Source organism: Candidatus Thermoplasmatota archaeon (assembly GCA_022848865.1).
GTDB lineage: Archaea > Thermoplasmatota > Thermoplasmata > RBG-16-68-12 > JAGMCJ01 > JAGMCJ01.
On sequence record JAJISE010000010.1, the window covers coordinates 16,851 to 37,364 of the forward strand.

A 20,514-nucleotide genomic window follows, 5' to 3' on the forward strand; every position below is an offset into this window, starting at 1 on the left:
GAATCGTGAAGCAGATAGTGCTTGTCGATTCGAAAGGAAGGAAGAGAATCGTCTCTCTCACCGGCGGTACGGTGAGGGTTGGCCAGCTGGGTGTTCTCGACACGTCCGGAATCGATGAAAGCAGTCTGGGGAATGTAATCAACATCGGTGACGCCGAGTTCCTCGTTCTGGAGCCAAGCCTCCTCGACAGGGTCGAATCGATCAGGCGCAAGGCGCAGATAGTGTTGCCGAAGGATGCGGCGGCAATAGTCGTGAACTGTGACATACGGTCAGGGTGCACGGTCGTCGAGGGAGGCACTGGCTCGGGCGCACTGACGATAGTTCTGGCCAACTTCGTCCGCCCCCACGGCAAGGTCATATCGTACGAGACCCGTGATGATTTCAGAAGGATTGCGGAGGAGAACGTGAAGAGGGCAGGAATGCTCGACGCTTGCTCTCTGGTGGAAGGAGACATCATCCACGGTGTAGAGGAAGAGAACGTTGATGCGTTTGTGCTGGACGTGCCGAACCCTTGGGAGGCCATCGAATCGGCGTTTCGAGCGCTCAGAGCCGGGGGACACCTAGCCTCCTACGTTCCGACGATGAACCAGGTGGAGAAGACAGTCCGAGAGCTGAGAGACCGACCCTTTGTCGAGATCAGGACAATTGAGACTCTCGAAAGGGAGATGGTTGTCGGAGAGATGGGAACGAGGCCCAGCTTCAAGATGCTGGGTCATACGGGCTATCTGACGTTCGCGAGGAAAGTCGAGACACCCTTCCGGTACCGTCGAGCGCAGCCGTGAGCAACTCTGTCGCGTGGAGATGATGAACGCGATCATAGACTCATATGAGTTCGGCAGGATAGTCATCCGTGGGAAGGAGTTCAGAAGCGATGTCATAGTGGACGAAGAGGGCGTCGAGGCCAACTGGTAGAGGAATTCGTTGCCGTGTTCCCCTTCGCGATGGAGGGAGAACTCCCCGGCGAGAAGCTCGCTGAAGGGGCGGCTATCCTGCGGAAGGTCAGACCTCACGAGACCGAGGCCTTGGGTTCCCTGAGGAGGGCGGCCGAAGTCTGGGAATGATTCGGGACAATGACCTGCACACACGCGTGAGACGGCATCTCTGCGGCGAATATCTTACTGTCTCCACAGGCATTTCCTCGATTCTCCCCATTTGGAAGTAGCTTGCTTGTCGTCACAAGCTTGATTGTCCCGCGGTCCGTACTCGGTGGGGAGGGATATCGTGCCTGATTCGGGTGCTCAAGAGGAAAGGATCGATGAGAATCATGGGCGAGATTTCACTCCCGAGACGACGACGCTCTGGGACTACCCTTATCAGAGCTACGGGGAGAAGAAGAAGGGCGACAATAGGTTCTCAGGCGTGACTCCAGCCTTCGTCGTAAGACACCTGATCTGGAGACACACTGAGCCCGGCGATCTGGTGGTCGACTGCATGGCGGGAAGTGGGACCACGATCGATGTCGCCAGAGAGGAGAACAGGAGGGTCATCGGGTACGACATCGCCGCCATACGGAGCGACATCATACAGAACGATGCACGAAGCCTCCCGTTGGAGGACGAATGCGTGGACCTCCACTTCGTGGACTCACCTTACAGCGACAACATCCACTACTCAAACCACCCCGACTGCGTCGGCAAGATTCCATGCGAGGATGAGCGCTTTTTCGTGGAGCTGGAGAAGGTTGTCAAGGAGATTCACCGTACGCTCAAGGAAGGTGGGATCCTGGGCTGGCTCATCGCTGACCAATACCGGAAGAGGAAGTTCACACCGGTGGGTTTCAAGCTGTTCGAAGTGCTCGCACGTCATTTCGAGCCCGTCGACATAGTATCTGTTAGGATTCACAATCAGCGCACGAACAACGAGCTCTGGCAGAGGCGGGCGTTGAAGTACAACTTCTATCTCAGGGGCTTCAAGTACCTCCTCATCATGCGGAAGGTGGAATAGTGGATGCTATCAGCCGGGGCGGATACAAGGCAAGGGAGCTCTACCTGATGCTCAGGGAGAGGATCGAGGTCTGCGAGAGGTCCAACGGTGACAGGTTCGAAGAGAGAGTGATGAAGTACTGGATCTCGGTGAGAAGCATCAAGAAGGGAAAGGTCTTCGTCGAGATCAGGTTGCAGAAGAGCGACATCGACGTCTTCATCCTGCCATCCTTCGATCAGCTGAAAGACCCAGAAGGCCTCGCACAACCCGTCCCGCTCAACCAGGGCTGGGGCTGGTTCCGTACAAGGTTCTGGCTGAGGGAAGAGGAACAGGTGGACTCCGCTTGGCGGCTCATTCAGCAGTCCTATCTTGTCGCATGAGGAAACAATATTAGGCAGCCGCGCTATCTCGCCAGAGTGATTCCATGGTGAAGGCCTTCGTTGAGATACATCTGAAGAAAGGGATCGCGGATCCTGAGGGATCGAACACCCTCAAGGCGCTGAAGCTTCTGGGCTTCGAGACCGCAACTGACGTTAAGTCCGCGAGACTCTTCGAGATCGACCTGGAGGAGGAGGACAGGGTCCAGGCCGAGAACCTTCTGGAGGAGATGTGCCATCGCCTCTTGGCGAACCCCGTCATCCATGATTACCAGATCCGATTCGAGTAGGTCACCCCTCCGGCTCGGTGACTGTGGAATCCTTAAGTAAGTGCCCTGCGTTACAGGGGACATCAGGAGGATGGGGAATTGGAGGAGTTCTCTTCCGAAATCCGTTTTGTCAGCCTATTGGACGCTTCGGACGATGATATGGTCCTGCTCAGCGATGAAGGCGGCTTGGCCCTTGACCTCGCTGAGATGAAGCGGGTTCAGGAATACTATCGCGGCAAGGGGAGGGAGCCCACGGATGTGGAGCTCCAGTCAATCGGACAGGCATGGTCGGAGCACTGCTGCTACAAGTCGTCCAAGGTGTTTCTCAAGGAGTACCTGCTGTCCATCGACACGCCGTCCGTGATCCTCAGAGGAGATGCGGGCGTCGTGGATTTCGATGAAGACCACGCCTACGCCCTGAGGATCGAGAGCCACAATCATCCGAGTGCGGTTGAGCCCTACGGCGGGGCGGCCACCGGGATCGGGGGAATCATACGCGATGTCCTGTGCATGGGTGCCCAGCCAGTTGCCCTCATCGACCCACTGCACTTCGGCCCTCTGGATTTTCCTCATGACAAGCTCCCGAAGGGTGTCAAGCATCCTCGATATCTGTTCGAAGGAGTCGTCGCGGGCATCAGGGACTACGGCAACAGGATCGGCATACCAACGGTCTCCGGCAGCGTCCATTTCCATGACGGCTATCTCGGTAATTGCATCATCAACGTTGGCTGTGTGGGGATTGCGAAGAAGAAGAACATCCTCAAGAACGCCGTGAAGACCGACTCGGATGTCTTCATCCTCGTCGGCGGACGCACCGGGCGGGACGGCATCCACGGGGTGACGTACGCGTCCGTTGAGCTGACCGAGGACATGGAAGAGGAATGGATGGGCGGGGCGGTGCAATTGGGCGACCCGATAACGAAGGAACCCCTCATCCACACGTGCCTGGAGGCGGCGGAAAGGGGACTCCTCAACGGAATGAAGGACCTTGGCGGGGGAGGACTATCTTGCGTCGTCGGGGAAATGGCTCTCGCGGGCGGCTTTGGAGCCGAAGTGAACCTGGAGAAGGTTCCGCTGAAGGAGGAGGGACTTCAACCCTGGGAGATGTGGATCAGCGAATCCCAGGAGCGAATGATGCTGGCGGTTGCACCGGAGAAGGTGGACGATGTCCTCCACCTCTTCAAGCTGTACGATGTCCTCGCAACCCCCATTGGCCGTGTCATCAAGGACAGGATCGTCCGTGTGCTCTACGAGGGAAAGAAGATCCTAGAGCTTGACCTGGACTTCTACACGGCGGGCCCAGAGTACTGCCGGGAATACACCCATGACACCCGGTATCTGGAAGAGCCAGAAGCGATCCCCGACGAGCCAGAGGACTACAGCAAGACCATTCTCAAGCTCATATCCTCGCCCAACATAGCCTCGAAGGCTTGGGTGATTCATCAGTACGATCACGAGGTCAGAGGGGCCACGGTCGTGAAGCCCCTCCAGGGCAAGATGGGATACGCTTGCCACGGAGACGCCGCGGTGATCAAACCCCTGGAGCACACGTTTCGGGGACTCGCCGTTGCGACCGCTACGAATCCGACCTTCTCGGAAATCGATCCTTTCAGAGGTGGCATGTCGGCGGTTGACGAGGTGTGCAGGAATATCGCGGCCGTTGGAGGTTTCCCCGACTCACTCACGAATTGCCTGAATTTCGGCAATCCAGAGAAACCAGACAGACTCGGACTCTTCAGGGAGACCGTCCGCGGAATCGGCCACGTGGCCTCTCATCTGGGTCTCCCTCTCCCCTCGGGAAACGTGAGTTTCTACAACGAGACCGAGCACGGCCATGTTCCGCCAACACCCGTCGTCCTGGGAGTGGGGAAGGTTCCTGATGTGAGACGATGCATCACGTCAGACCTCAAGGAGCAGGACAACCCCATCTTCTTGATCGGAGATACGAAGAATGAGATGGGCGGCTCCGAGTACCTTCGGGTCTTCGGAGGACATTCGGGCACGGTTCCCAACGTGAATGTGGGGATGTTGAAGAAGAGCCTACACGCGGTGTTTCGGGCAGTGAACGAGCAGACAATAGCATCCTGCCATGACGTCTCCCACGGCGGCATCGCCATCGCGATATCGGAGATGGCTCTGGGCGGAGACGTGGGTGCCTTCATAGATCTGTCCAAGACAGAGCGAGTCCCCACAAGCGTCAAGATGTTCTCTGAGAGCAATACGAGGTGGCTTGCCGAGGTCTGGCCCGGAAAGGAAGACAGGTTCCTCGATATCATGTCGGATGTCCCGGTCCGCAAACTGGGCATGGTGAAGGGAAGCAGCGTCATCATTGCGGACTCGAACGTCAAGGCGGGCATCTTCTTGGAGGACCTGAGCGAAGCGTGGAAGCGGACCATCTATGACTACATGGGGGGAACACCTTGAAGGTCGAGGATGTGAAGGTCTGCATCCTCATCATCGAAGGGACGAACTGTGAAGCGGAGACCTCTCAGGCCTTTCGAAGGTCGGGCGCTTCCGCTGAGATTGTCCATCTCAAACAGTTGCTGGGACAGGACACCAAGCCCGAGGAGACCAGGAAGCTAGAGGACTACGAGATCCTCGTCATTCCCGGGGGCTTCTCGTCCGGGGACTACGTTAGAGCAGGCGCCATACTGGCGGCGCGGATGAAGAGTCGAATGGAGGATGAGCTCGTGCAGTTCATCGATGAAGGAAAGCCAGTTCTGGGAATCTGCAATGGCTTCCAGATCCTCGTAGAGCTCGGAGTGCTCCCCGGAATCGAGGCGACAATGAGCAGGTATCCCACGGCCTCCCTCGGATGGAACGATTCCGGGCGGTTCGAATGCCGCCCAACTCTGCTGGAGAACTGGAACAAAGGCAAGTGCATCTTCACGACCAAGCTCGAGCGGGGCCAGATAATCCAGGCTCCAACGGCCCATGCAGAGGGGAAGTTCATGTTACCCAAGCACCGCGAGAAGGAGCTGCTGGATACGTTGAAGGACAATGACCAGATCGTGTTCCGATATGTTGATGCCGATGGTCAGATCGCCGGATATCCCTGGAACCCCAACGGTTCGCTTTTCGGCATAGCCGGGATCTGCAATTCGGAGGGCAACGTCTTCGGAATGATGCCTCATCCAGAGAGGACGTACCTCGGGATTCAGCAGGCCGATTGGACACGGAATGTTCCAGACAATGGAGACGGCAAGGCTGTTTTCGAGTCTGTCCTGGACCACGTCACGAAGAAGTTCTGAATCGGATGATGACATCTAGGATCAGCGTGGCAAGTCCACCATCTTCCGAGACCTCCAGCGCGATCGTGCAGTTCCCGATCGACACAAACGCGTGGTCCATGGCGTCGGTCACCACAACGGGGTTCAGGTCAAAGCTCGGAAAGGGATCAGGGCTCACACGGTTGCTGCTCTGGATCTCGGAATCACGGGGCTTTCGAGCTCACGTCGACGTCGATTGCAACCAAATCACCATCATCCAGATTGAAAACGTCCCTGAGCCTCTGGGTCGAAATGACCTCCACAATCCCTCGGTGATGCGATCTGAGGGGGATGATGACGGCACACTTCTTGTCTCGGATCGCTGCAAGGAAGCACTTCACGTCCCCAAAGGTTCGGCCTCCTGACTTGAAGCCATCCACGAGAATACCGTCCATAGATTCCAGCAGCGTCAGTTTCCCCGTCTCTCGACCCTTCACGCGCAGGTTGAGCGTGCCCTCGAAGGGGGTTGAACCCAGTATCCTCTCGAACTGCTTCCTATACTCGTCCTGCTGCAGGTAGTACCTCCCTTCCCCGCTTCCCGTGGCGACCTCCCCCGTGATCGTTAGCCTGTCGTAGGCCTCGAACAGCCGCCTGAAATCCATATACTCCTTTCTCAGGACTGCCAGCCCTTTTTCCGTGATCCGAATCCTCTGCCTTCGGTACACCGTCTCCCTCGTGAGCATGCCGAGCTCGACAAGCTCCAGTATGCGATTGGAGGCCGTCTGTTGACTCACTCCCATCGATCTGCCGAGTTCAGAAGAAGTGATGTCCGTGTGCCCTTTCGCGGCGCCAGCCAAGGCCAGTTGCTTCAGTGCCTCGATTTGACCGTGCTTCACGGCTCCACATCGCGCAGGGAAAACAAATAGATTGCTACAGTGAACCTTCGAGGATCAGATGAGAGCGGGACCTGAGCCGTACGTAGGGCAAGCCTTCCCTTTCCAGGGAGCGTATCACAAGCTTGTCATTTGACACGACAACCGCATGCAGGTCTTTGGCGAGATCGACGAGGACCTTGTCCGTCTCACCTTCCGATTCCACGGTCTTGTACTTCTTGGCCAGTCTTAGCGCGCTTCGCGCGGTGCCGTTCGTGGGAGCAAGCGACCTCAACTCCCGGACCACAGGTGAAGGCACGAGAATCTCAAATGAACCGAACAGCCTTTCGAGCTCAAGGTCGAGGTTGACCCCGAACTGAAATGGCATCATCAGGGCATTCGTGTCGAGAATCACCGTTATCATCAGGCCCACCATGTTCGAAGTGCTATTTTCACTTATTCATACGGACTTCGTCCCGGAACATGCGATTATGATTCGTCCTCCGAGGGAGAATCCGACCGAAACTCCATTCTGAAGGTGAACAAACACCCCTGCAAATGGGATATTGTGCGACTCCTCGCGGTTCTCCGGGCAATCCGTTAGATAGTCAGTGGGATGGAGGCGAATCAATCGATATTCCTGGCCATTCGAAAAATGATATATAGGGATTGTGTTCATTGTTCATACAAGCATCCCTCCACAACAAGGCCGTTCGGATTCTTCTGAGCGGCCCTTTTTTTCTGTTGTCTCTTCGATTCGTCCCCTCCACAAAGGATTTATGCGGGCAGCACGTTCTATTCGTCGATGACGGAGTGGAAGCGCGACGAGAGGCATAGCACCGAGGTATTGACGAAGGGGCCCGGCATCTTCTGGGGTCTCGTGCTGATGATCCTTGGCGTGTTCATGTTTGTCGTCTACATGGAGTGGATCGACTTCAGACTGGAGCTGGTCTTCTCCCTTCTGATTGTCGTGGCTGGTCTCTGGTTGGTCGTGTCCAAGCTCGTGCGATGATCCTCTCAGCTGGAGACACCCACCCAAAACCTTCATAAGTTACAGTTTCGTTCTTGTCCCAGGTGAGATAATGCCCGATTTGAGGGAAAGAGTTGAGGAAGACAGGGGCCTCTTGAAGAGGATCCAGCTTCTCGTGCCAGGTTTCGCGGGGTACCGAAGAAAGGAGGACATCAGGGCCGCCGACAACATGCTCAGAATTCAGATTGCCGACAGGCTGCGCGGTCTGAGGTCCAAGGCTGAGAAGTGCCGAGCCTCGCTGGTCGAGACCTATGAGACCAAGAATCTTGAGAAACTCGGTAATCTCCTGAGCTCCTTCCAGGCGGTCGAGGGCAAGCTCCGGCACACCGAGCAGGGGTACTCCGGGATATCACCCGCGATCAGGGTGGATGTTCGGGAGCTCAACATGCTCTACGAGTATGACCTGTCTCTCCTGGAAGGCGTGGAGAGAATGGACGCGGACCTGGGCCGACTCAGGAGCGAGACCGAGTCCAAGGAATGGGAAGCCATGTCGACCATGATATCGGGCCTCAGAACCGGACTCGAGGAGTTTGAGACCGTCATGGACAAGAGGATGAGGGTCATAACCGGAACGGGGGTGACTGAATGAGCGTGTTTGGATCTGTAACACTGAAGTGGGAGGATGCACAGAAGTCTGGTAACATCATGTGGCGTGTTCCCAGGAACATAAGGCTGAATGACAACATCGTTGTGCGCGAGGACGAGATAGCGGTCTTCTACAGGGACGGCAAGGCTCTTGCATACATCGATCGACCGGACAGGTACGCACTGACGTCGATCAACGCACCGATTGTCGGGGCCATCGTGAAGTTCCTTTCGGGCGTCGAGCAGCAGGCAGAGATCTACTACTTGCAGAGGAGGCCCTTCGACGGGAAGTTCGGGAGCAAGCAACCCTACCAGTTCAAGGACAAGGAGTTCGGGATGGTCAACCTCAGGCTCTTCGGCGAGATGAGGTTCCGCGTCAAGGACCCAGAGAACTTCATCAATGAGTTCGTTGGGACGCGCGGGTTCCAGTCGAGCGATGAGGTGGAGGACAGGATCCAGGAGCAGGTCGTACTGCTCATCTACGATGCCATCGGTCACATGAAGGAGAATGGTCTGGGAGTGACGGACCTGGCGTCCAATCTGATGAACATAGAGCAGATAGTCCTGGAGAAATCGAAGCCCCATTTCGATCAGTACGGAGTCCTAATCGACAAGATATCGGGGCTATACATATCGTTGCCCGAGGAGGTCCAGAAGGCGGTGGACACGAGGGCTTCGATGCAGGTCCTCGGCACCGACTACGTGGGCTACCAGACCGGTCAGGCGATGAGGGAAGCGGCGAGCTCCGAGAGTGGAGGAGGCGCGGCCGGTGCAGGTGTCGGCGTTGGAGCGGGCATCGGCATGGGATATATGATGATGGATGCAACCAAGAGAAGGCAGGAGGGCGCTCCGGCACCCGGGATGACCTGCCCGAAGTGCGGGAAGATGGTTCCCGGGGGAATGAAGTTCTGCGGCAGCTGCGGGGCTCGGATGGAGCCAGGAGGAGACTGCCCGGGCTGCGGTAAGTTCGTCCCCGAGGGTTCCAAGTTCTGTCCCGAGTGCGGGAAGCCCATGCAAAGCATGGCGAAGTGCGAGAAATGCGGCAAGGACGTTCCCGCTGGGTCCAATTTCTGTCCTGAGTGCGGTGCGAAGGCTGGCGAATAGGGATGGCAGAGACCGACTGCCCGAAATGCGGCGCACCTTTGGAGTACGACGTTGGCACACTGATCGCGGAGTGTTCCTATTGCGACTCACGGATATTCATTGACAAGAGCGGGGCGCACTTCTACCACATTCTCCCTTTCTACAGCGATGGACAGCAGGCCATTGGGATTTTCAGAAGATGGGCAGCGGGGCCCAAGAAAGCGAAGAACCTCGACAGCCTGGCGTCTGTCCAGCGGCTGTCCCGCCAGTACTTCCCCATCTACATGTTCAAGAGGCGGGTCGGGAACGCGGAGTCCGTGCTCGTCGAACCCGCCAAGCTCACGAACCTACCCGGTTTCCGCTCGCTCAAGGTCCCCCCGGGAGACATCAAGATCTTCGGCAAGGAGTTCGAAACAGGGGATGCAGAAGTCCTCGAGCCAGATCTCGACATGTCTGCCTATCTTCCATCCATGCCGGGCGAGCCGATCGAGCAGGCGCTCGTGTACTTCCCCGTCTGGCAGGTGGAGTACTCCTTCAAGGGAAGATCATACACCTGCGTGATAGACGGCTCCTCCGGTGAGGTCTTCACGGATCTGTTCCCAGTCCGGGGATCCGGACCGTACCTGGCCGTCTCGCTGATAGGCTTCGGGGCCTTCTTCGGCGAAGGCTTCCTCCTCCTGTACAATGCATATCTCGCAGCCATCCTGATCGGCATTACCTTGGTGGGGGTGCTCCTGAGCAGTGTGTATGTAGCCAAGAAGTTCTAGCTGAGAGGTGTTGAATGGGAATCACCGTCGCGATGAGCTGTCCCTCCTGCGGAGGACCTGTCGGTGTCGCTGATGCGTCCAGGACCACTTCCTGCCCCTACTGCGACTCACTACTGTACGTCGAGGATTCGGAAGGCGTCCGCAGCGTTGTCTACAAGAACCTGTTGGACAGACACAGGGTCTTCAGAACAGTATCCAAATGGTTCGATGAGGGATTCAAGGCAAGGGACCTTGACAAAGTGGGAACGGTCAAGGAGATCTACCCTCTCTATGTCCCCTTCTGGAAACTGAACGCGCGAGCCGCAGGATGGATTTGCGGCTACGTTGTGCACAGGCATAGGACGGGCAAGGGGCACTACACGGAGACCAAGGAATACAAGGAGAGGATGGTCCTCCAGGACTACACGTGGACGAACATCGCTTGTGATGCCGGCGACATCGGCATAGAATCCCTCAGGAACCTGAGCGGCGAGGTCATATCAAAGCAGGACGAGATACCGACCTTCGAGGTTACGACATCCAAGACGGACGCCGAGAGTGAAGGTGAAGAGGCCATCCGCGATATGGCTAGGGGGACTGTCGATCTCACCAGGGTGACCTTCGAGAAGATTCATGTCATTCCGAACAGCTTCCTCTTGGTATTCTATCCAATATGGATGGTCAGATACGATTATCGAGAGAGGTCCTATTTCGTCACCGTGGACGGCGTCAGTGGGAGGACACTGTCCGGGCGAGCGCCCGGTGATCCGGTGTTCCAGGGCCTCGTGGCTACTGGCGGGGCAGCGGCGGGAGGTCTTCTGAGCAGCATCGGCCTGTACGTCGGGCTCGTCCTTGAATCCGAGCTGGCCATACTCGCCCTGATCGCTGGTGGCGGACTCATGTATCTTTCCTACAGGTTCTTCCGTCACGGTTCAGAGATCGTCCAGGGAGACATCGAATCCCCTTACAAGAAACGGAAGAAGAAAGGGAGAAGGAAACTCAGATACAGCAGCTCGGCAGAGGACCTGATGGAGACCTTCTTCGATAACTGGTAGCCGCCAAAGCTTTTATAAACGGAAGTCCCTACTCAGAAATACCTGGAGGAGGTCAAATGAAGTGGGCAAGAGCTCTCGTCTCGGTTGTGATCCTAGCGCTAATCATCTCGTCATCAGGTGCCGCTCTTGGGACCGGGGAATCTGGTCCTGTTGATTCTGAGGGCGAGATGGGAGAAAGAACTGGTTCAGGACACCCCGGCTTTTCCGGAGCGACTCCTTCGAGTCCGTCCGACGCTCCCGTCGGAATCGACGGCGCCCTTCGCGACATATTGAAGACGAATCCATTTGACACGATCGAGGTCAGCATCGTCACCGACCGGCCGAGTCTCGTCTGGGAGTATCTGGGCGAGGTCAAGAGCACGACTCCTTCCGCCCCGAGAACAAGACCCGGCAGCCTGATCGTGGAAATCCCCGCTTATCTCGCCAGCAAGATCTCCTACTTGGATGGCGTGCACTCTGTGTCAGAATACGTCCTGCCGACTCCCATCGAAGTGTATGAGCCAACCTCCGCGGGAACTGGGCTACCGCCTGTCACTCCGCAAATGAAGCGAGTTGTCGAGATTCAAGGATCCATAGAGGCGTGGAGCAATGGCTTTGACGGGAACGGTGTAAACGTTGCCGTTCTCGACTCCGGCGTGGACTTTGGCCATCCTGACCTCTATGGGACCCAGGCGAGGGTCGCTAATGTCTCATCCCCTTACTACGGGTGGCCAATCGCGTTCGATTCGCGATCCATGAGGAACTTCCTCAACAGCGGAGTCGGTTATCCCTCAAGCAACAACTGGTATTCCGACACGTCCTCTGTCGACGTCGACGGCAACATGGATAGCATCCTTGACGGTACTGGCTACGACGTCACCGGGATAGTGAGCGCGTCCGGAACATACCACCATGGTCTCCATCCCGACGACAATCTGAGACTCTCCCAGGGCTATGGCGGCAGCCCGCCCGTGCTCGTTGTCGACTCCACAACACCCGGGGTCTATGATACAGTGTATGTGGACCTCAACTACGATGGCAGCTTCTCCGACGAGAAGGCCGTCACGAAGGGCGACGAGATCTCCGTCAGGGACGTTACGGGCGATGGAATGCCCGACCTCTCCGGAGGATTGGTCTACTTCATCGCTGATGGTGTGCTGTCGATCCCGTATGCCGACATCCTCTCGAGCTCCATTGGCGTTCCGAACATAATCCCAGGCAACGGTGACATTGTGGCTTTCATGATAAACGACGCCACCGAGGCTGCAGGATCCCACGGAACCCTATGCGCTTCCGCGATCGCCGGGCAGGGCGTCGCGTCTGCAGGCCTCGTCACTGGCACCGCCCGAGGTGCTAAGATTGTCGCTGTGGGGAATGCCTATCAGGGCGGGAGCATGGACGACGGGTTCTATTTCGCCGTGGAGGGGTATGACGGCATACCCGAGACCGGCGATGAGGCCCAGATCCTGAGCAACAGCTTCGGGTACTCCAACATCATAAACCAAGGTTGGTCCTACGACGCCCGTCTGGTCGACTGGATCTCCAACTACTACGCACCCAAAGCGACCTTCGTCGTCGCCTCTGGTAACGGTGGCTTCGGCTACGGAACGGTCGTCTCACCCGGATCCAGTCCTGGCGTCATCACGGCTGGCGCTGCTACGAGCTATTGGTGGGGGTCGAGCTTCTCCACATTCGGAAACGTGATATCGTGGTCTGACCGCGGACCCAATGCCCTGGGACAGCTGGATCCAGACGTCCTGTCCGTGGGCGCCTGGGCATACGGCAGCAGCCCTGTGAACTCGTACAATCCGCCAAACGGCAACAATGCGGTCCGGCTTTGGGGTGGTACGAGCCTGGCAACGCCAGTCACTGCAGGGATAGTGGCTGTGCTCTACGACGCCTACAAGCAGGGTCACGGCGACTTCCCGGGCTCTCAGCTCGCGAAGAACATCCTCATGTCCACTGCCGATAACCTCGACTACGATCCATTCGTGCAGGGAACTGGGCTGGCGAACGCGAGCAGAGCATCCCTCGTGGCAAGCGAGCGTCAGGGGATTTACATATCCCCGCCTCACTGGTCTGCCGGGGACTTCGACGGGGTGCGATACGAATCGTTCGCAAACCTCATGCATCCTGGCGAGACCGACACGTTCAAGTTCACTATCGAGAACGTTGACCCGCTCAACTCCACGACGGTTCTTCTCGACGACCTCGTTCACAAGAAGACGTTCGGATACTCCCAGTCCATCTTCCGCAGCCTGTCTGACGACAGCGCAAATGGATGGACGGTAGATGAATTCATCCCGATAATCGACAGAAAGAACGGGATCTATGAAGTTCCGAACGGCACGTCCCTCCTCGTCGTCAAGCTCAACTGGGACTACCTCGATTTCGACCGGGACTGGAACTACGGCCAGAACAACGTCTTCTCCATCAACGCTTACGACTGGAACGACCTCGATGACGACGATCTGTACTGGGATGATGTCAACATGGACGGGATAATCGATTCCAGCGAGATCGAGAGCAGCCCCGCATCCGAGATCGAGATAATGAACACCGCATACCAGACCGGGGACATACTGGAGCTCAGGGTCCAGAATCCCTCGCAGATGATTCACGACGGTCTCATCCTGGGGATTGGGCGCAGCGTTAGCGGGGCGACGCAGAACGATGTTACTCTCAACCTCACGATCGCGGCGTACGAGTACCAGGATTGCGATTGGCTCTCGCTCGATCAGAGCCAAGCCATCCTCGGACCAGGGGAGAGCGCCGAGTTCAACGCCACTGCGAGCATAGTCGATGTTTTCCCGATCGGCACACATCAGGCGTCCATCATCGCGAGCTACAATGGATTCGAGACCGTTGTTCCCGTCACAGTGAATGTCGCCCCGAATACGAAGACCTTCAGCTTTGGAGGCGTTCCCCAGGACGATGACCTGTACCAGAACGACCGGGTAGGAGGCGGTTTCAACTGGCGGTGGAGGTACGAGTCAGGTGATTGGCGGTACTACTTCATAGAAGGCGTTGACCCCTTCGTTGCCAACCCAGGCGAGAAGATGTTCGTCAACGTCAGCTGGGAGAGCGCCCCGACGGACATCGACGTGTTCCTTCTCGGAAATGCTAGCGATTGGTTCTCCGCGTCCAATCCAGAGCGGTTCGGACCGAACACGATGACGGTGAAGGAGACAGGATCTTCTATCTATGCTGGCGGTGGGAAGTTCCAGTACTCAACGAAGACGGGAGACCCGTACGAGCTCATCGCGATTGATCTGGAGCGGGGATTGAACGAGATAATCCTCCACAATGTGCTGAACGATGGCAGCGGCCCGTGGAACAAGATCAGAGGAGACGTTGGGATACTCTCCGTGGCCCCGTACCCTTGGGACCTGGGAACGGTCACTGATTTCTCTGCCCTCAACGGCAGTCAGGAATTCACCATCGGTTCCACGATCAACTTCACCGAAGTGACGATAAGCGCATACGGCGTCGTGGAGCCCTGGGACTACCCCTCGCAACAGATCCTCCAGGACACCCCCTCCAATCCCACGACTTCGAGCTGGCAGCAGGAGTTCCTCGTCACGGATGGTGGATACATCAAGGGCATTGTCGATAGCTCAGTGTCGGGGCTGGACATCGACCTGTACCTCTTCTTCGATTCGAATGGCAATGGCATCCCCAACTTCCCTGGGGAGATCGTAGCTTCCTCGTACACATCTACCGCTCATGAGGAGATAATGTACACTTTCCCCGCCGACGGGAGGTACTGGCTGATGGTCCACGGTTGGAGCGTCCCGGGCGGTTCCTCTTCCTTCGACGGCTACTTCGAGGTCGTGCAGGGGACCGACCTTGCGGTGAGCGACGTTCCGACGGGACCGATCGCCCCGGGCGATACGAAGCACTTCAACGGCACGTATTCCCTCCCCTCAGTGGAGGGGGACTACATCGGGGTCGTCTTCCTCGGTCCTCCTGACAATCCAGATGCCATCATGATACCATTCCACGCAGAGGTTCTCGACGCCCCTCCAGCGTTCCTGAACCACAGGCCACCCGTCGACTCGATCATATCGGACAACAGCCCGACCATTGGCGTCGACTTCATGGACACAGGTTCCGGTGTGAACATCTCCTCTCTGAAGATGACCGTGGACGGGATTGACGTGACGGATTGGTCCATCGTGACGAACAGCTCGATAGACTGGCCCATGCCGTTCCTTCTTGCCGAGGGCTCTCACACTGTGTCCGCGGCCATCGCCGATCTTTCCGGGGACCAGAACACTACGGTTTGGAGCTTCGTCGTGGATACGATACCGCCGTTTCTCGATGTCTACTCTCCAGCGGAGGGGATGATTACGAACAATCCTTCCTTGCAGGTCGTGGGAAGGACGGAACCCGACGCATCTCTCTTCGTTCAGGGGGTTCCCACCACGGTCCAGCCGTCCGGGGACTTCGACACTCCGGTCTCCCTTGCGGAAGGCCCGAATCTCATCACGGTCCAGGCGTTCGACTTGGCCTCCAACACAAGGATGGTTGTGAGGAACGTTACGCTGGACACAGTTCCGCCGCCACTCGCGATCAACACCCCCGCGAACAACTCGATCACCAGCACGGTCACACAGCTTTTCCAAGGCTCCACCGAGCCGGGAGCTTCCGTCGAGATCGCGGGCACGATACTCTCCGTTCAGCCGGACGGCTCGTTCTCAACCAACATCGCCCTGGTGGAAGGACAGAATCTGATCCCCGCAAAGGCAATCGACGCGGCTGGGAATGAAAGAACAGAGATCATCAACATCACTCTCGACACGAACGCTCCCTATCTCTCGGTCACTGAACCGTATGACGGCCTCGTCACGAACATCCCCTCGGTTGTCGTGAGTGGAGATGTGGAGATCGGCAGCAGTCTTAGGATAAACGGTGCTCCATCCTCCGTGAACCCAGATGGCTCGTTCAGCGAGGTCGTTTCACTCTCGATCGGTGACAATGCCGTCACGGTGGATGCCACGGACCTGGCGGGCAACATGGCTGTCGTCCCGCTGAACGTCCGATTCGATCCTTTCCCGCCAGCCCTGCAAGTGCTGTCTCCGCAGAACGGCTCGATTGTGGGCATCCCCACGGTCGCCGTCTCCGGGACGACGGAACCGGGGGCCACGCTCTCGGTGAACGGGATCCTGGCCTTGGTGTCGGTGGCGGGGGATTTCTCCATTGACATATCTCTGTCAGAGGGTGCGAATTGGATCGACGTGTCCTCCTGGGACGAAGCCGGGAATGAGAACAGCACGTCACTCTTGGTCCACCTCGACACCGTCGCCCCTCCGCTGGCTCTGTTCTCGCCCGAAGACAACCTTCACACCAAGACCATCCAGATCTCGGTCGAGGGTCAAACGGAACCGGGAGCCATCGTGGAGGTAAACGGGTTCTCCGTCTCTCTCCAACCAGATGGGACCTTCCAGAGGTATGTGAGCCTCGCGGCGGGCGAGAACACGATTGCCGTCATCGCGAAGGATGCGGCCGGGAATGAAGCCCGCGAGGAGAGAACGGTCATCTACGACACGATTGCGCCGGAACTCAACCTAACGTCACCCTCGAACGGCACGATTACTCCCCATCCATCCATACTCGTCCAGGGCAGGACGGAGCCTGACGCGGTCGTCTTCATCGGCGACCTGAGCACGAATCCCAGGCCCAACGGGAGTTTCGAGGCCCTTGTCGGTCTTTCCGAGGGCGAGAACACGATCACCGTCGAGTCCTTCGATCTGGCGGGGAACTCCGCGACAGTCACTGTCCATGTGATTGCTGACACCCAGGACCCACATGCCGAGGCGGGCGGTGACATACTGAAGGAGCAGTTCGAAGCGGTCGCGTTCACTGCGAGCGCGTCCTCCGACAATCTCGGGATTCAATCATTCAGTTGGAGATTCGTTGACGGGGACGAGGAAATCCTTCTATCCGGCGAAACGGCCCAGTACACGTTCGATGTTGTCGGAACCTACGAGGTTGTCCTGGAAGTGGTGGACACGGCCGGTAATTCCGACGAGGACGTCCTTCTCGTCAGGATATCCCCGGAGGGCGACCTGGACAACGACGGCCTGCAGGACGACTGGGAGGAAGATAACTTCGGGGATCTCAGTGAGAGCGGCGTCGATGATCCAGACGAGGACCGGTTCCTCAACATCCAGGAGGAGGATGCGGGGACGGACCCCACGGACAGCGACACCGACGGCGATGGCCTTGTCGATGGCCTTGACCCGGACCCGCTAATCCCTCAAGTCGAAAAAGGAGAGGAGCTGTGGGACTACTGGTGGGTCCTAGTGCTGATGGCCGCCGTCGTGATCGCACTCCTGGCTTTCCTGATGCTGAGGAGGCCGCCGGAGCAGATTGAGGAGAGTGAGGAAGCTGAAGCTGACGAGAGTTGAGTGCCCGAGCTGCGGGCATCCGCTGGTCTCCAAACAGAGGGAGGAGGACCTGCTCTTCGCGTGCGACTGCGGCACGATCCACATGAGGGACCCGAAGCCGAAGGAAGTCGAGTTTCAGATCGCTCGTCCCCGAGATGCCAGTCGCCCGGACAACGTCTACGTGCCTTTCTGGCGGGTCTCGGCTCACGTCTCCATGCTGGGTTCCGACGTCGTTGGGGGTTACATCCACAAACTGGCCACGCTCATCGAAGGTGGAGACGGCAGGTCGGGAGACCTTGACATCTACATCCCCGCCACGAAGCTCCCCGCCGAGGAATTCAGGAAGTGGGCCGTGGCCTTCACGAACAACCCTCCCCGCTACGCCGAATACAAGGACTTCGGCGGGATCTCAAGAATGCCCTGCAACATCTCCAAGAACGAGGCGGAAAAGCTGGCGGACTTCGTGATCCTCACGAACGAGGCGGAGAAACCGGGAACACTGCAGTACATCGAGTACACGATGACAGTCAACAACATGTCGTTGGTCTTCCTTCCCTTCATCAGGGACTCTACAGCGAGGCTCTACATCAATCTGTGAGGCTCAGGTAGTCCCCTATGATTTCCGGATGATCGAAGGCCATCTCTCCGGCCCGCTCAGGGTCCACGAGTTCAATGCTCTCCGCATCGCTCCCCGACCTGAGCTTCCCTCCCTTCCTTTTCAGAATGAAGACGACGGAGATGACCTGGCCTCTGGGATCTCTGTCGGGGGCCGAATAGACCCCGAGCATCCGATGGACGCTCGTCTTGAGGCCCGTTTCCTCCTCGAACTCCCTGAGCACCGCATCCTCCACCTTCTCGCCGTACTCAACGAAACCTCCTGGGAGGGCCAGCTTCCCCTTGAAGGGCGGGTACTTCCGTCTGATGGCGACGAGCTTCCCTCTCGTGACCAAGATGCCGTCGACAGCGACCCGCGGGTGTCTGGGCCCGCCCTCGAGGAAGGTCTGAACCGCGCTGTTCCCCTCCTCGTACGCGCTCAGGATCTCCCTCCCCATCTCCGTGAGCGTCGTGCGGCCTCCTCCCGTCCCGCCTCTTTTCGACTGCACGATTCGCTCCCCAGCGGACTCGCTGATTCCCTTGATCGTCCCCCACGCGTGCCTGTAGGACATGCCCATCCTCTTCGCCGCCTCGGAAATCGAACCTGTCTCCTCAACGAGATTCAACAGTCTGGCTCTGCCTTCGCCAACTACAAAAGCACCGTCTTTTTCCAGCCAGGACTTGGCTTTCAATTTGAGCATTCAATCTGTAATGCGGTTCTGCAATAAAAACTTCGGACCGCCGCGCTCGGCTCGATTCACCGGGCTCTCAAGGGATCCTTATCGAGTGCTGTCTTGCGAAGTCCACGGCCTTCTGGTATCCCGCATCCGCGTGCCTGATGATGCCCATGCCCGGGTCTGTCGTCAGCACACGCTCGATCCTCTTCTCGGCACTCTCCGTGCCGTCAGCTACCACCGTCATCCCGGCGTGCGTCGAGTAGCCGATTCCCACTCCACCGCCATTGTGGACCGCTATGAGGTCGGCTCCCGCCGCGGCGTTCAGAAGCGCGTTGAGGATAGGCCAATCGGCGACCGCGTCGCTGCCGTCCCGCATGCCCTCGGTCTCCCTGTTCGGGGAGGCGACGGAACCGCAGTCAAGGTGGTCCCTCGTGATCACAATGGGGCCCGAGAGGTCGCCATCCCTGACCATCTGGTTGATTCTCTTTCCGAACTTCGCCCTCTCTCCGTATCCCAACCAGCACACTCTCGCGGGCAGCCCTTCCCAGGGGAGATGCTCCTCCGCCAGCCCTATCCAGTTGGCAAGTTGTCTGTCCTTGGGAAAGAGCTCCGTCACGACCTTGTCCGTCGTCAGTATGTCCTCAGGTTCCCCCGACACGGCAACCCATCTGAAGGGGCCCCTGCCCTCGCAGAACATCGGTCTGATGTACAACGGGACGAAGCCCTGGAAATCGAAGGCGTTCTTCACTCCCGCCTGCAGGGCCTGCCCCCTGATGTTGTTCCCGTAGTCGAAGACGACCGAGCCTGCCTTCTGGAGGGACAGCATGGCGCGCACGTGGTCCGCGATGGATGAATACGATCTCTCGAGATACCTCTCCGAGTCACTGGCCCTCAGGTCGAAGGCTTCCTGAAGCGTCAGCCCGCCGGGCACGTAACCGTTCAGTGCGTCGTGGGCGGATGTCTGGTCGGTGACCGCGTCGAAGGAGGCTCCAGTCTCGGCGAGATGAGGATGCGTCTCCGAGCAGTTGGCGAGGACGCCCACCGACTTCGCCTCTCCCTCTTCCTTCGCGCTCTTGATGATCTCCAGCCCTTCGTCGAGGGAGGTCACCATCTCGTCGCAGAATCCCGCTTCCAGCCTCCTCTTGATGCGCGATTCATCCACCTCGACCGCAAGGCACGCTCCTCCGTTCATCTTGACCGCCAGAGGCTGCGCACCGCCCATGCCTCCCAGTCCACCGGTGAGCACGGACCTCCGTGATAGCGAACCGCCGAAGTTGTCCCGTGCACAGGCCGCGAAGGTCTCGTAGGTGCCCTGTATGATGCCCTGGGTGCCTATGTAGGCCCACCCTCCAGCCGTCATCTGGCCGTACATCATGAGCCCGATGTCCTCGAGCTCGTAGAACTTCTCCCAGTTCGACCATCTCGGGACGAGGTTGGCATTCGCGATGAGGACGCGCGGGGAGTCCTCGGCCGTCCTGAAAACGCCCACGGCCTTGCCAGACTGGACGAGCAGCGTTTCGTCGCCCTCCAGCTCCTTCAGCGCTTCCACGATTCTGTTGTAGCAGTCCCAGTTCCTCGCGGCCTTCCCCGTGCCACCGTATATGATCAGTTCCTCGGGTTTCTCGGCGTTCTCGAGATTGTTCTGGAGCATTCTCAGAATGGCTTCCTGTCGCCAACCCTTGCATTCCAGCTTGTCCCCTCGATTGGCCTTCACTCTCATCCT

At 58.0% G+C, this 20,514-nt stretch carries 18 protein-coding genes; 13 read left to right on the forward strand and 5 right to left on the reverse strand.

Features of this window, described 5'->3' with window-relative positions; genetic code table 11:
- The first annotated feature begins 5 nt into the window (after window positions 1-5).
- The 6 genes from LN415_03200 to purQ all read left to right on the forward strand — a co-directional run bounded on the left by LN415_03200 (window position 6) and on the right by purQ (window position 5,820).
- Entirely contained in the window at window positions 6-782 is a 777-nt protein-coding gene (locus LN415_03200; GenBank protein ID MCJ2556098.1) for a tRNA (adenine-N1)-methyltransferase, read from the forward strand.
- Window positions 783-1,221: 439 nt separating this feature from the next.
- Complete coding sequence (locus LN415_03205) at window positions 1,222-1,944, forward strand: methyltransferase domain-containing protein (protein ID MCJ2556099.1); 723 nt, start codon at window positions 1,222-1,224, stop codon at window positions 1,942-1,944.
- Window positions 1,944-2,303, forward strand: coding sequence for a hypothetical protein (locus tag LN415_03210; protein ID MCJ2556100.1), 360 nt, complete (start codon window positions 1,944-1,946; stop codon window positions 2,301-2,303). The genes LN415_03205 and LN415_03210 overlap by 1 nt, the downstream gene beginning before the upstream one ends.
- Window positions 2,304-2,347: 44 nt before the next feature.
- A complete protein-coding gene (gene purS, locus LN415_03215; GenBank protein ID MCJ2556101.1) occupies window positions 2,348-2,590 on the forward strand; it encodes a phosphoribosylformylglycinamidine synthase subunit PurS in 243 nt (80 codons plus the stop codon).
- Between the two features lie 78 nt (window positions 2,591-2,668).
- Complete coding sequence (gene purL / locus LN415_03220) at window positions 2,669-4,993, forward strand: phosphoribosylformylglycinamidine synthase subunit PurL (GenBank protein MCJ2556102.1); 2,325 nt, start codon at window positions 2,669-2,671, stop codon at window positions 4,991-4,993.
- The gene (gene purQ / locus LN415_03225; GenBank protein ID MCJ2556103.1) at window positions 4,990-5,820 is read left to right on the forward strand and encodes a phosphoribosylformylglycinamidine synthase subunit PurQ; all 831 of its coding nucleotides are present in this window, start codon (window positions 4,990-4,992) and stop codon (window positions 5,818-5,820) included. The genes purL and purQ overlap by 4 nt, the downstream gene beginning before the upstream one ends.
- Here the strand turns inward: purQ and LN415_03230 are convergent.
- From LN415_03230 to LN415_03240, 3 genes are read right to left on the reverse strand one after another with little or no spacing between them, the layout of a single operon-like run.
- Window positions 5,804-5,977: a hypothetical protein gene (locus tag LN415_03230; protein MCJ2556104.1), complete on the reverse strand. Its 174-nt coding sequence runs from the start codon at window positions 5,975-5,977 to the stop codon at window positions 5,804-5,806. The two genes, purQ and LN415_03230, sit on opposite strands and share 17 nt — an antisense overlap.
- Window positions 5,978-6,002: 25 nt before the next feature.
- Complete coding sequence (locus tag LN415_03235; protein MCJ2556105.1) at window positions 6,003-6,674, reverse strand: DUF120 domain-containing protein; 672 nt, start codon at window positions 6,672-6,674, stop codon at window positions 6,003-6,005.
- Between the two features lie 34 nt (window positions 6,675-6,708).
- Window positions 6,709-7,074, reverse strand: a complete 366-nt coding sequence (locus LN415_03240; GenBank protein ID MCJ2556106.1) for a twitching motility protein PilT — start codon at window positions 7,072-7,074, stop codon at window positions 6,709-6,711.
- A 381-nt stretch (window positions 7,075-7,455) separates the two neighbouring features.
- Here LN415_03240 and LN415_03245 point away from each other — a divergent pair, with 381 nt between their 5' ends.
- From LN415_03245 to LN415_03275, 7 genes are all read left to right on the forward strand, one after another.
- Entirely contained in the window at window positions 7,456-7,662 is a 207-nt protein-coding gene (locus LN415_03245; GenBank protein ID MCJ2556107.1) for a hypothetical protein, read from the forward strand.
- Window positions 7,663-7,732: 70 nt separating this feature from the next.
- On the forward strand, window positions 7,733-8,269 hold the full coding sequence (locus tag LN415_03250; GenBank protein ID MCJ2556108.1) for a hypothetical protein: 537 nt from the start codon (window positions 7,733-7,735) through the stop codon (window positions 8,267-8,269).
- On the forward strand, window positions 8,266-9,369 hold the full coding sequence (locus tag LN415_03255) for an SPFH domain-containing protein (protein ID MCJ2556109.1): 1,104 nt from the start codon (window positions 8,266-8,268) through the stop codon (window positions 9,367-9,369). Before LN415_03250 ends, LN415_03255 begins: the two co-directional genes overlap by 4 nt.
- A gap of 2 nt (window positions 9,370-9,371) precedes the next feature.
- The gene (locus tag LN415_03260) at window positions 9,372-10,115 is read left to right on the forward strand and encodes a zinc ribbon domain-containing protein (GenBank protein MCJ2556110.1); all 744 of its coding nucleotides are present in this window, start codon (window positions 9,372-9,374) and stop codon (window positions 10,113-10,115) included.
- Between the two features lie 14 nt (window positions 10,116-10,129).
- Window positions 10,130-11,149 carry a hypothetical protein gene (locus LN415_03265; protein ID MCJ2556111.1) on the forward strand — a complete coding sequence of 340 codons (1,020 nt, stop codon included), beginning with the start codon at window positions 10,130-10,132 and terminating at the stop codon, window positions 11,147-11,149.
- A gap of 56 nt (window positions 11,150-11,205) precedes the next feature.
- The gene (locus LN415_03270) at window positions 11,206-17,541 is read left to right on the forward strand and encodes a S8 family serine peptidase (GenBank protein MCJ2556112.1); all 6,336 of its coding nucleotides are present in this window, start codon (window positions 11,206-11,208) and stop codon (window positions 17,539-17,541) included.
- The gene (locus LN415_03275; GenBank protein MCJ2556113.1) at window positions 17,513-18,118 is read left to right on the forward strand and encodes a zinc ribbon domain-containing protein; all 606 of its coding nucleotides are present in this window, start codon (window positions 17,513-17,515) and stop codon (window positions 18,116-18,118) included. The genes LN415_03270 and LN415_03275 overlap by 29 nt, the downstream gene beginning before the upstream one ends.
- On the opposite strand, the gene LN415_03280 is transcribed toward LN415_03275, so the two are convergent.
- Both LN415_03280 and hutU read right to left on the reverse strand, forming a co-directional pair.
- A complete protein-coding gene (locus tag LN415_03280; GenBank protein ID MCJ2556114.1) occupies window positions 18,108-18,815 on the reverse strand; it encodes an NUDIX domain-containing protein in 708 nt (235 codons plus the stop codon). The genes LN415_03275 and LN415_03280 overlap by 11 nt on opposite strands.
- A gap of 67 nt (window positions 18,816-18,882) precedes the next feature.
- A complete protein-coding gene (hutU, locus tag LN415_03285; GenBank protein MCJ2556115.1) occupies window positions 18,883-20,511 on the reverse strand; it encodes a urocanate hydratase in 1,629 nt (542 codons plus the stop codon).
- Between the last annotated feature and the right edge of the window lie 3 nt (window positions 20,512-20,514).